This is a genomic window from Promicromonospora sp. NPDC090134 (assembly GCF_044746965.1).
In the GTDB taxonomy this organism is placed as follows: Bacteria; Actinomycetota; Actinomycetes; order Actinomycetales; family Cellulomonadaceae; genus Promicromonospora.
The window spans coordinates 67303-79107 of sequence record NZ_JBIVCZ010000003.1; the positions used below are offsets into that span (position 1 = coordinate 67303).

8 protein-coding genes are annotated in these 11805 nt (G+C 75.5%); 7 read left to right on the top strand and 1 reads right to left on the bottom strand.

Annotated features, from left to right (window positions below; all coding sequences use genetic code 11):
* The first annotated feature begins 34 nt into the window (after positions 1 to 34).
* The 7 genes from ACIPN7_RS09985 to ACIPN7_RS10015 all read left to right on the top strand — a co-directional run bounded on the left by ACIPN7_RS09985 (position 35) and on the right by ACIPN7_RS10015 (position 10117).
* Positions 35 to 1045, top strand: a complete 1011-nt coding sequence (locus tag ACIPN7_RS09985) for an ABC transporter ATP-binding protein (protein WP_400540608.1) — start codon at positions 35 to 37, stop codon at positions 1043 to 1045.
* Positions 1042 to 1836 carry an ATP-binding cassette domain-containing protein gene (locus ACIPN7_RS09990; protein ID WP_400540611.1) on the top strand — a complete coding sequence of 265 codons (795 nt, stop codon included), beginning with the start codon at positions 1042 to 1044 and terminating at the stop codon, positions 1834 to 1836. The genes ACIPN7_RS09985 and ACIPN7_RS09990 overlap by 4 nt, the downstream gene beginning before the upstream one ends.
* Positions 1836 to 3500: an FAD-dependent oxidoreductase gene (locus ACIPN7_RS09995; RefSeq protein ID WP_400540614.1), complete on the top strand. Its 1665-nt coding sequence runs from the start codon at positions 1836 to 1838 to the stop codon at positions 3498 to 3500. Before ACIPN7_RS09990 ends, ACIPN7_RS09995 begins: the two co-directional genes overlap by 1 nt.
* On the top strand, positions 3500 to 4522 hold the full coding sequence (locus ACIPN7_RS10000) for a dihydrodipicolinate synthase family protein (RefSeq protein ID WP_400540617.1): 1023 nt from the start codon (positions 3500 to 3502) through the stop codon (positions 4520 to 4522). The genes ACIPN7_RS09995 and ACIPN7_RS10000 overlap by 1 nt, the downstream gene beginning before the upstream one ends.
* A gap of 79 nt (positions 4523 to 4601) precedes the next feature.
* Entirely contained in the window at positions 4602 to 6596 is a 1995-nt protein-coding gene (locus tag ACIPN7_RS10005; protein ID WP_400540620.1) for a glycosyl hydrolase family 28-related protein, read from the top strand.
* Positions 6597 to 6620: 24 nt separating this feature from the next.
* Positions 6621 to 8561 (top strand): fumarylacetoacetate hydrolase family protein, encoded by a 1941-nt coding sequence (locus ACIPN7_RS10010; RefSeq protein WP_400540623.1) that lies wholly within the window; start codon positions 6621 to 6623, stop codon positions 8559 to 8561.
* Entirely contained in the window at positions 8558 to 10117 is a 1560-nt protein-coding gene (locus ACIPN7_RS10015; protein WP_400540626.1) for an arylsulfatase, read from the top strand. Before ACIPN7_RS10010 ends, ACIPN7_RS10015 begins: the two co-directional genes overlap by 4 nt.
* 15 nt (positions 10118 to 10132) lie before the next feature.
* On the opposite strand, the gene ACIPN7_RS10020 is transcribed toward ACIPN7_RS10015, so the two are convergent.
* Positions 10133 to 11608 (bottom strand): MFS transporter, encoded by a 1476-nt coding sequence (locus ACIPN7_RS10020; protein ID WP_400540629.1) that lies wholly within the window; start codon positions 11606 to 11608, stop codon positions 10133 to 10135.
* Between the last annotated feature and the right edge of the window lie 197 nt (positions 11609 to 11805).

Sequence of the window (11805 nt, forward strand, 5' to 3'; positions counted from 1 at the left end):
GGCGCGCGGGGCTGACTCGCGGGAGGGAGCACAGATGGCTGACCAGTCCGTCGCGGTGGTGACCGCCGAGCGGAGCACCACCCCGATGCTCGAGGTGACCGGGCTCGGCGTCACCCTGCCCGCGGGGGTGGTGGTCGACCGGGTCTCGTTCACCGTCCTGGCGGGGCGCACCACGGGCCTGATCGGCGAGTCCGGCAGCGGCAAGACGATGACGGCGATGGCCGTCGTCGGGCTGCTGCCGGACGCCGCCGTCGCCTCCGGCCAGGTGCGGTGGAAGTCTGAGGACCTCCTGACCGCGCCCGAGCGCCGCCGACGGCAGGTGCGCGGGCGCGAGATCGGCGTCGTCTTCCAGGACCCGTCCGCGGCGCTCGACCCGATCCAGACCGTGGGGCGCCAGGTGGGCGAGATCCTGCGCCGCGCCGGCCGGCCGCGCGCCGAGGTCCGGGCGCGCGTGCTGGAGCTGCTGGCGCGCGTGGGGCTGCCCGAGCCGGAGCGGCAGGCCGGCTCGTACCCGCACGAGCTGTCGGGCGGCATGCGGCAGCGCGTCATGATCGCCATCGCGCTGGCCGGGCGGCCCGAGCTGGTCATCGCCGACGAGCCGACCACCGCGCTCGACGTCACCACCCAGGCGCGGATCCTGGCGCTGCTCGCCGACCTGCGCGAGCGCGAGGGCCTGGCCATGATCCTGGTCAGCCACGACCTGCGGGTCATGGCGCACGTCGCCGACGACGTGGTGGTGATGTACGCGGGCCGGGTCTGCGAGCAGGGCCCCGCGCGCGCCGTGCTCGACCGCCCGCATCACCCCTACACCCGGGCGCTCGCGGGCAACGTCCCGGCCGTGACCAGCCGGACGGCGATCGCCGAGCCGCTCCCGGGCGCGCCCGCCAGCCCGTTCGACCCGCCGTCCGGGTGCCCGTTCCACCCCCGCTGCCCGATGGCGCGGGCGCGCTGCGCCACGGAGGTCCCCGCGCTGCGTGAGACCGGCGCGGGGCCCGCGCCCCGCCGGCTCAGCGCCTGCCACTTCGCCGAGGAGGTCACGCCGTGAACGTGCTCGAGATCCGCGACCTGCGCGTCACGTTCGCCGGTCCGCGCCGGTCGGTCCGCGAGCGCCGCACCACGGTGCGGGCGGTCGACGGCGTGGACCTGGACGTCGGCGCGCGGCAGACCGTGGCGCTGGTGGGCGAGTCGGGTTCGGGCAAGTCGACGGTGGCGCGGTGCGTGCTGGGGCTGGTCGCGCCGCAGGAGGGCACCATCACGTTCGAGGGGCGGCCACTGGGCCCGGTGCGGCGGCGGTCGCCGGAGCTGCACCGCGCGGTGCAGCTGGTGTTCCAGGACCCGGGGTCGTCGCTCAACCCCCGCATGACGGTGGGCGCGATCGTCCGCGAGGCCTGGCGGGTGCACCCGTCGGTGGCGCCGGCCGGGGACCGGCGTGCGGCGCTGGCGCGGGTGCTGGCCGACGTCGGGCTGGACCCGGGGGTGGCGGACCGGCGGCCGTCCGCGCTGTCGGGCGGGCAGAAGCAGCGCGTCAGCATCGCGCGGGCGCTGGCGCTGCGCCCGCGGCTGCTGGTCTGCGACGAGGCGGTCTCGGCGCTGGACGTGTCGGTGCAGTCGCAGATCCTGCGCCTGCTGGTGGACCTGCGCGACGAGCACGACCTGTCGCTGCTGTTCATCACGCACGACCTCGCGGTGGTGCGGCAGATCGCCGACCGGGTGGCCGTGATGCACCGCGGGGTGCTGGTCGAGGACACCTCCGCCGAGCAGCTCTTCACCGCGCCGGAGCATCCGTACACGCAGGGGCTGCTGCGGGCCGCGCACGACCTGGAGGGGGTGGGGTGATGCGGGATCCGGGCACGGACGAGCCAGGCACGGACGAGCCGGCCACCGACGAGCTGGGCACGGAGGTGCTCGTCGTGGGCGGCGGCGCGGGCGGGGTGGCCGCCGCGCTGGCCGCGCTGCGGCGCGGCCGCTCGGTGGTGCTGACCGAGGAGACGGACTGGCTGGGCGGGCAGCTCAGCGCGCAGGGCGTGCCGCCGGACGAGCACCCGTGGATCGAGCAGTTCGGCTGCACGCGGTCCTACCGGGCGTTCCGCGAGGGCGTGCGGCAGTACTACCGCACGTGGTACCCGCTGACGCCGTCGGCCCGCCGGGTGGTGGACCTCAACCCGGGCCTGGGCCGGGTGAGCCGGCTGTGCTACGAGCCCCGGGTCGCGGCCGCGGTGCTGGACGCGATGGTGGCGCCGTACCTGGCCGCGGGTCGGCTGCGGGTCCTGTTCGGGCACCGTCCGGTGGCGGTGCTCTCGGACGGCGACCGGGTGGCGGCCGTGACCCTGACGGGTCCGGACGGCGCCCACGTCACGGTCGCGGCGCCCTACGTGCTGGACGCCACGGAGCTCGGCGACCTGCTGCCGCTGGGCGGCGTCGAGCACGTCACGGGGTTCGAGTCGCGGGACGAGACCGGGGAGCCGAGCGCCCCCGCTCATCCGCAGCCCGGCAACCAGCAGGCCTTCTCGTGGGTGTTCGCCGTGGAGCACCGCGAGGGCGAGGACCACACGGTGGACCGGCCGGAGCAGTACGAGCTCTGGCACGACTACCGGCCGCCGTACTGGCCCGACCGCATGCTCAGCCTCACCGCTCCGGATCCGCGCACCCTGGAGCCGCTGGTGCGCACGTTCGTGCCGCACGCGCCCGGCGGCCCGGTCGTGGCCGACCAGAGCGCCGACCCCGGCGACCGCGACCTGTGGCAGTTCCGCCGCGTCGTGGCGCGCGAGCAGTTCGAGGCCGGCTTCGCCGCGAGCGACGTCACGCTCGTCAACTGGCCCATGATCGACTACCTGCCCGGCCCGCTGGTCGGCCCGGCGGACGACCCCGTGCCCGAGGCCGAACGCGACAAGCACCTGCTGGGCGCTCGGCAGCAGTCGCTGAGCATGCTCTACTGGCTGCAGACCGAGGCGCCCCGGCCCGACGGCGGCACGGGCTGGCCGGGCCTGCGGCTGCGGCCGGACGTGCTGGGCACCCAGGACGGGTTCGCGAAGGCGCCGTACGTGCGTGAGTCGCGCCGCATCCAGGCGCGCACCACCGTGGTGGAGCAGGACCTGTCGCTCGCGGTGCGTGGCGCCGCCGGCGCCGTGGCCTACCCCGACTCCGTGGGCGTGGGCATGTACCGGATCGACCTGCACCCCAGCACCGGCGGGGACAACTACCTGGACGTCCCGTCCAGCCCGTTCCGGATCCCCCTCGGCGCGCTGCTGCCCGTGCGGGTACGCAACCTGCTGGCGGCCGGGAAGAACATCGGCACCACGCACATCACCAACGGCTGCTACCGCCTGCACCCCGTCGAGTGGAACGCCGGCGAGGCCGCCGGGGCGCTCGCGGCGCACTGCCTGGCCCAGGGCGTGGAGCCCGCCCAGGTGCACGGTGACGCCGCGCTGCTGGCCGCGTTCCAGGCCGAGCTCGTCGCCGACGGGTTCGAGCTCGACTGGCCCGAGATCAAGGGGTACTGATGCTGACCGGAACACCGCTCCTGACCGGGGTGACCGTGCCGCTCGTGACGCCCATGGACGTGCGCGGCCGACCGGCGGCGGCGAGCGCGAGCCGGCTGCTGAACAGCCTGCACGCCCACGGTGTGCGCACCCTGATGCTGTTCGGCAGCAACGGCGAAGGCCCGCTGGTGCCCGCCGCGCACGTCGGCCCGTTCACGGCCGGGGTGGTCGCGCACTGGCGCGCTCTGGGCCGGAGCTCCGAGCACCACAACGGTCACCACGACGGTCATCGCAACGGCCAGCACAACGGCGGGCCCCGCCTCGACGGGCAGGGTTCCGGCGCGCCGCACCACGGCGCGGGGCACGACGGCGGGTTCGTCCTGGTGAACGTGACGGCGGCCGGTACCCACGACGTCCTGGCGCGGGCGGACGCCGCCGCGGCGGCCGGCGCCGACGCCCTGGTGCTCAGCCCGCCGATCTACTTCCACCACCGCGCCGACGAGGTGGTGGCGCACTTCGCGGCCCTGGCCGACGTCGGCCTGCCCGTCGTGGCGTACAACGCGCCCCGGTACAGCAACCCGATCACGCCGGGCCTGGCCGACGCGCTGGCCGACCTCGACCACGTGGTCGGCATCAAGGACAGCTCCGGCGACCTCGTGCTGCTGCGGCACCTGGTGGGGATCGCGGCGCGCCGGCCGGGGTTCGCCGTCGGGCAGGGTGACGAGACCCAGCTCGCCGCCGCCCTGGACCTGGGCGCGCACGGCATCGTGCCCGGCGTCGGCAACATCGCGCCGCGCGCGACGCTCGCGCTCGTGGCCGCGCACCGCGCGGGCGACACCGCCGAAGTGGCCCGCCTGCAGGAGCTGCTGACCGCCCTGGTGGGCCTGCACAAGGTGCGCCCGGGCACCCCCGCGATCAAGGCCGTGCTCGCCCGGCGCGGGCTGTGTCCCCCGCACGTCGCGCCACCCCTGATCGCGTGCGACCGGGCCGAACGGGAGGCGCTGCACGCCTTTCTCGTGCCCTTCGCGGAGCATCTCATCTGAGTGCCCCTACCTGAGTCACCCCCATCTGGGCCGCCCCACGAAGGCTCAGCCCGTAAGGCTCGACGGAAGGAAAGCAACGATGCACCAGCCCGTGACCCGACGGAACATGCTCCGCACCGCCAGCCTGGCCGGCCTCGCCACCGCCGCAGGCGCCGTGTCCACCCCGCTGTCCGCCGCACTGTCCCCCACCACCGCACTGTCCCCCACCACCGCACAGTCCCCCACCACCGCACAGTCCCCCACCACCGCACAGTCCCCCACGACCGCGCTGCCGGCCGAGCCGGGTCCGCCCGAGCTCTCCGACCCCGCGCTGGCCACGCTCGACATCTCCGGCGCCACCACCCCGCAGGAGTTCGGCGCCCTGGCCGACGGCGTCAACGACGACACCGCCGCGATCCAGGCCGCCATCGACGCGCAGTTCGAGCGGCTCAGCAAGATCGTCTGGTTCCCGCCGGGCACCTACCGCATCACCGCGCCGCTCGTGGTGCGGGACACCGAGTTCACCGAGGCGATGAACCTCAACCGCATCGTGCTGGCCGGCCAGGGCACCATGGGCGTGCGCACGTCGCTGATCCTCGTGGACTTCGACGGCACCGGCCTGGAGATGCACGCCCCGCTGTGCGGCATCCGCGGGCTGTCGTTCATCACCCGGACCCGCACGCCCAGCTCGGTGGCGGTGCGCACGGCCCGGACCAACAACACCGACGACATGGACGCCACGATCACGGAGTGCACGTTCGTGTCGTTCAACCAGGCGGTGGTGCACATCGGGCGCGGACTGGTGTTCACCAACAACCTGGTGGCGATCTCCGGGACCGCCCTGACCGTGCAGTGGCCCACCGACGGCACCGGCGGCGGCGACCTGCACCTGCTGCCCTACGGCATGCGCAAGTGGCTCATCGAGGGCAACCACTTCCACAGCATGAACCAGTGCATCGCGACCACCGGCGCGGAGAACGAGAACTTCCGGGGCGCCGTGATCTCGAACAACCTGGTCGACATCGGCCGCCGGTTCTTCGCCGGCGGCATCATCAACTCCACGATCGTCGGTAACGTCGTGGAGCACGCCTCCGGGCCGGCGATCGACATCACGGCGGGCGGCACCAACCTGACGATCGCGGGCAACGTGATCGGCGGCGGCGGGGTGGAGCCGGGCGGCAACCGGCCCCCGAACGCGATCCTGTTCCGCGGCGTGGACGCGCACAACGTCACCATCAGCGGGAACACCTTCAACTGGATCAACCTCGACCCGGTCGCGTTCGAGCAGTCGGCGTCCGAGATCACGATCTCCGCCAACTCGTTCGACAACTGGAACCTGGAGCGCAGCGTGATCCGGGGCGCGGTGCGGATCGCCGGCGACGCCGCCGGGATCTCCGTGATGGGCAACGCGTTCGGCACCAACACGGTGCCCGCGAACGCGCCCGTGCGGGTGACGGGGATCCTGACCGGCTCCACCATCAGCGGCAACACGCTGGACGCCGCAGCGCCCGTGCTGCTCGCGGGCACCGTGGGCGAGGGGTGCTACGTGCAGCGGCGCAGCGCCGGGAACAACGAGCACGAGCTCACCTCCGCGAAGAACGGGGCGTCCGTGGTGCGGGCCACCGCGGCCGACGGGTACGCGGACGGCGACGCCTACGGCAGCTTCCTGGCGGCGTCCGCCCAGGTCGCCGGCGCCGGGCCGGGCGTGAAGGGCGGCGTGCGGGTGGTGCCCGCCGGCGAGGCGGGGGCCGCCGTCGTCGAGCTGGTGGCCGCGACGCCCGAGGCGAACGCGCTGGCCGCCGTCCGCGTCGGGGCCGACGGCGTGGTGCCCACCGCCGACAACGAGCGCGACCTCGGCTCCGCGGAGCTGCGGATGCGCCGGGTGCACGCGCACAGCCTGCAGCTCGTGCCCAACCCCGTGGCCGAGCTGCCCGAGCCCGTCGCGGGCGGGCTCGTGATGGTGCCCGACGCGCTGGGCCCCTTCCCCACGCTCGCCGTGTCCGACGGGCGGCGCTGGTACCGGGTGATCGTGGCCGGGTACCTCACCGCCGACGGCGCCACGATCGAGGTCCCGGGCGCCGGGGAGCTGTCGTGAGCGGACAGCCGTGAGAGGACAGCCGTGAGGCTCGCCAGCTTCCTGGCCCAGGGCACGGAGCGCTGGGGCGTCGTGCTGCGCGACCCCGGCGTGGCGGACCGCGAGTGGCTCGTCGAGCCCGTCCGCGCCGAGGCCGCGCTGGCGGCGCACGCGCCCGTCCCCGCCCCCGGCGCGGCCCCGCACTTCCTCGCGGGGCCGTGGCCGGACACGCTCGTGGGCCTCCTCGCGCTGGACGACGCCGGCCTGGCGGCCCTGTCCCGGCTCGCCGCCGCCGTCGAGCAGCGGGCGCGGACCGACGTGACGATCCTGCCCCGCTCGGGGCACCGCGTCGGCGGCCCGGGCGGCGCAGGGTCGGGCGGCGACGCGCGGGACGGCGGCGTCGAGCTGCTCGCGCCGGTCCCCCGGCCGCGGCTGTGCTGGGGGCTGGTGACGAACTCGCCGTCGTTCGTGCGGAACAAGCCGGGCGTGCCGCTGCTCAACCTGTTCCCGCTGGGGCACCAGCGGCCGCAGGGGGCGGTGGTCGGGAACGGCGCGCCCGTCGTCGTCCGGCACGGCCACCACCTGCCCGCCATGGCCTACAACGTGGAGCTGGCCGTGGTGATCGGCCGGGCGGGACGGGACGTCCCGGTCGAGCGGGCCATGGAGCACGTGGCGGGGTACACCGTGGTGGACGACGTGTCCGGCACCCATTACTTCTCCGCCGTGCCGGGCAACGCCGGCACCGGGTACACGCTGCCGCCCGGCTACCAGGACTGGCTGTTCCAGGCGACGGCGTCGTGGGCCGGCAAGAAGGCCGACAGCATGTGCCCCATGGGCCCGTACCTCGTCACGAAGGACGAGGTGGGCGACCCGTACGACCTGCTGATGTGGACGCGGCAGTCCGGCCGCACGCGCGACCGCGCGCACAGCGGCGCCACGCTGCTGGGCATCGAGCGGGTGCTCGCCTGGTACTCCTCGTTCGCGTCGCTGCACGTGGGCGACGTGATCCACCTCGGCACCATGGGCATCGACGGCCTGCCCGTCACGCCCGGCGAGGTCGCCGGCGGCACGCGGCTCGAGGTCGAGATCGAGCGCGTGGGGGCGCTGGCCAACCCGGTGGTGGCGCCCGACGACGTCCCGGCGTCCCCGGCCGCGCCGCCCGACCTGACCCGGCACCCCTCGTGGGCCGTGCGGGAGCTCGCGCTGCGCGAGCGCGCCGAGCCCGGCTCGACGGTGATCGGGGCGCCCGCGGACTGGTCGGTCGCGCGGGCGCGGCACTTCTGGACCGCCTTCGGCAACGCCGCCCCGGCGGGCGCCGTCGACCCGGACGGCCTGCCGCGGCTCGCCGTGCCCCGCTTCCTCAACGGCCCGGCCTCCGCACTGTCCGCGGGCGACGCGGCGGGCGACCTCGCAGGCGGTGCCGTGGGCGGCGCCGTGCACGTCCCGGCGCGCGCCACGGACCTGGTCGTCGCGGTCGAGCTGGCGCTCGTGGTGCGCCGCCTGGTCTCCGAGGCCCCCGGCGGGCCGGGGCTCGACGACCTGGTGCTCGGGTACACACCCCTGGTCTCGGTCTGCGACCAGTCGTTCACCGACGCCGTCGCCGAGCCCGCCCGCGCCGGCGAGCGCGGCATCGGCGCCGTCTACGGGCGCTGGGCCGACGGCTTCAACGTGGTCCTGCCCGCCCCCGGCCCGCTCCTGCCCGTCGCCGCCCTGCCCGACCCGGCCGGCTGGTGGGGGCGCGAGATGTGGCTGACGACGGCGGCAGGCACCGCCCGCTGCTCGACGGCGGAGTACGCCGCCGGGCCGGGCGAGCTGCTGACCACGATCTCCCGCATGATCACGCTGTTCCCGGGGGACGTGGTGACGCTGGGGTCCGCGTCGGCCCGGGTGCGCGTCACACGCGAGCAGTACGCGGCGGGCCTGGATGTCACCGCCGGGATCGAGGGCCTCGGCACGGTCCACGCGCGGATCGCGGGGGCCACATGACCCGCCGGCCCGACGTGCTGGTCGTCCTCGCCGACGACCTCGGCTTCTCCGACCTCGGCGCGTTCGGCGGCGAGATCGACACCCCCGCCCTGGACCGCCTGGCCCGGCGCGGCGTCCGGATGAGCTCCTTCTACGCGACGCCCCGCTGCAGCCCGTCGCGCGCCGCGCTGCTCACCGGCCGCCACGCGCACGACGTCGGCGTCGGCGTGCTCACCAGCGACGACCGCCCGCACGGCTACCGCGGCTCGCCCGACCCCGCGGCGCCCACCCTCGCCGAGCGCCTGCGCGCCGTCGGCTACACGACGGCGCTCGCGGGCAAGTGGCACCTGTCGTCGCACACGGACCAGCCCGACGAGACCTGGCCCACGCGCCGCGGGTTCGACGAGTTCTACGGCGTGCTGCCCGGCGCGGCCAGCTACTACCGCCCGCCGCTGGTCCAGGGCGAGAAGCGGCTGCCACCGTCCGCCACCGCGGGCGACTACTACCTCACGGACGACCTGACCAGGTACGCGCGCGGGTTCGTGGAGCGGGCGCACCAGGCCGGCCGGCCCTGGTTCCTGTACCTCGCGTACACCGCGCCGCACTGGCCGCTGCACGCGCGCGAGTCCGACGTCGCAAAGTACCGCGAGCGCTACCTCGCCGGCTGGGACCGGCTCCGCGAGCGCCGGCTGGCCGCGCAGCACCGCCTCGGCCTGGCCACGGCCGCCGACCTGCCGCCGCGCGACCCGCGCGTGCCGGCGTGGGCGGAGACGGCCGACCGGGAGTGGGAGGCGGAGCGCATGGCGGTCTACGCGGCGCAGGTCGAGGCCATGGACCGAGGCGTGGGCGCGCTGCTGGACCAGCTCGCGGCGCAGGGCACGCTGGACGACACGCTGGTCGTGTTCTGCTCGGACAACGGGGCGTGCGCGGAGGAGCTGCCGCCGCCGTCCGGCCTCGCCCCGGACGTGTCCCCGCCGACGACGCGCGACGGGCGGGCGGTGCGGGTGGGCAACTCCCCCGCCGTCGTCCCGGGGCCGGAGGACACCTTCGCGAGCTACGGGCGGGCGTGGGCCCACCTGTCGAACACCCCGTTCCGCCGGTACAAGCGGTGGGTGCACGAGGGCGGCATCGCGTCCCCGCTCATCGCGTCGTGGCCGGCGGGCGGCGTGCGGGGCGGGGGCCGGACGGCGGGGCCGGGCCACGTGGTCGACGTCGCGCCGACCGTGCTGGGCGCGGCGGGCGGCGACGCCGACGGCATGGCGGGCATGAGCATGCTCGACCAGTGGCGGGGCGCGGCGGCGGTGGAGCGACCGCTGTTCTGGGAGCACCTCGGGAACGCCGCCGTGCGGCGCGGCCGGTGGAAGCTGGTGCGCGAGGCCGGGCGGCCCTGGGAGCTGTACGACGTCGGCGCGGACCGCGGCGAGACGCACGACCTGGCGGGTGCGCACCCCGGCGTCGTCGCGCGGCTGGAGCGCTGCTGGGAGGCGTGGGCGCGGTCGGCCGGGGTGATCGAGTGGGACCGCCTGCTGGCGTACTACCGCGAGCGCGGCCTGGAACGGTCGGTCCTCCCGGACTGACGCGGCCGCGGGTCGTTACCTGGTCCCGTCGGGACGACGGCGGTGACCGTGACGGCGGCGGCGGCGGAGCAGGAGCTCGCCGAGCACCGTCAGGAGCAGCACCGCCGCGCAGGCGCCCGCGAACAGGGCGAGGGCGTGCATGCCGGCGGTGTCGGGCTCCTGCCGGTAGGCCGCGGCGGTGGCCGCCGTCGCGCACAGGGCGCCCACGTACATGAAGGTGCGGAACAGCCCGGACGCCGCGCCGATCTGCTCCGGGGTGGCCTGCTCGTACAGCGCGTTCTGGTTGGCCAGGCCGTTCAGCGCCTGCGGGATGCCGTGCAGCGCGATGACGACGCACAGCCAGAGCACGGCCGTGCCGCCGTCGAGCAGGAGGAGCGCGGCGCAGGCGACCACCTGGACCGCCGACCCGGCGAGCAGCTTGCCCAGGATCGCCGGGCTGCGCCCGGTCAGCACCGTGAACAGCATCGCCGTGCCGAACATCGGCAGCACCACCAGACCGGTGTGCGACGGCGAGAGCCCGCGCGCGTGCTCCAGCCACTGCGGCATGCCGTAGACCACGCAGTACATGACGATCCCGGTCATCATCTGCCGGGCGTAGGTGAGCAGCAGCGGCCGGTTCTGCCCCAGGACCCGGACGTCGAGGAACGGGTCGACCGTGCGCAGCTCCCGCCGGACGAACCCGGTTCCGGCGACGAGCGTGATCGCGACGAGCCACAGCGCGCGGGCCGCCGGGTCCATGAGGAACAGCATGAGCGCGGTGAGCGACACGGCGAACAGGGCGATCCCGGCGGCGTCCCAGGTGCGGCGCGGGACCCGGACACCGTCCGCGGCGTCGTCCCGCGGCAGGAACAGGGCGCCCAGCACCAGGCAGGCGACGGCGAACGGCACGTTGACGGAGAACACCGTGCGCCAGCCGCCGAGATCGACGAGCAGCCCGCCGAGCGACGGCCCGACGACCGCGATCACCTGGTTCGCGAACGACAGCGTGGCCAGCACCCCGGCGGGCGAGGGTCCGCCGGTGCGATGCCCCTCGCGCTTGATGAGCGCCATCGACGCCGGGTAGCCGGCACACGTACCCAGGCCGATCAGCACCCGGGCCACGACCAGCCAGCCGAGCGTCGGCGCGAACGTGCCGAGCAGACCCGCGGCGCCGACGAGCGCCGTGCCGATGAGGTACAGCCGCCGCGGCCCGTAGGTGTCGACCATGCGGCCCACCACCGGCTGCCCCACCGCGCACGCGAGGTAGAGCGCGCTGACCAGCCACGCGGTGTCCGACGGCGGCGCCCCGAACGCCAGTCCGATCGGCACGAGCGCGACCGCCAGCAGCGAGGTGTTGAGCGGGTTGAGCACCGAGCCGAGGACCATCGGCGCGATGAGCCTGCCGTCGAACCGGGCGGGCTCGGGGGCGGGCTGGTCGCCGGGCCCGTCCGGGCCGGTGGGTTGGTCGGGGCCGGTCACCCCGCGGCTCGCCTGCTGGTTCGTCGTGCGCACCGCCCGACGTCGTACCGCCGACGCCCGCTCTGGAACTCGGTTGCCTCGGGCACTCTCTCACCGTACACCGGTGAGGTCGGCAGTCAGCACGCGCGGTCGGCAGTCTGCATCGAGGTCGGCACAGGCCTGTGCCGACCTCGATGCAGACGGCCGACACGGCGGGGGGCGCGTGGGCGACAGCGCGCCGGCGGGGCGAC

Excerpts from the sequence above, each read along its gene's own strand:
- ACIPN7_RS09985 (WP_400540608.1), top strand. The coding sequence starts at position 35 with ATGGCTGACCAGTCCGTCGCGGTGGTGACCGCCGAGCGGAGCACCACC.
- ACIPN7_RS09995 (WP_400540614.1), top strand. The coding sequence starts at position 1,836 with ATGCGGGATCCGGGCACGGACGAGCCAGGCACGGACGAGCCGGCCACC.
- ACIPN7_RS10000 (WP_400540617.1), top strand. The coding sequence starts at position 3,500 with ATGCTGACCGGAACACCGCTCCTGACCGGGGTGACCGTGCCGCTCGTG.
- ACIPN7_RS10005 (WP_400540620.1), top strand. The coding sequence starts at position 4,602 with ATGCACCAGCCCGTGACCCGACGGAACATGCTCCGCACCGCCAGCCTG.
- ACIPN7_RS10015 (WP_400540626.1), top strand. The coding sequence starts at position 8,558 with ATGACCCGCCGGCCCGACGTGCTGGTCGTCCTCGCCGACGACCTCGGC.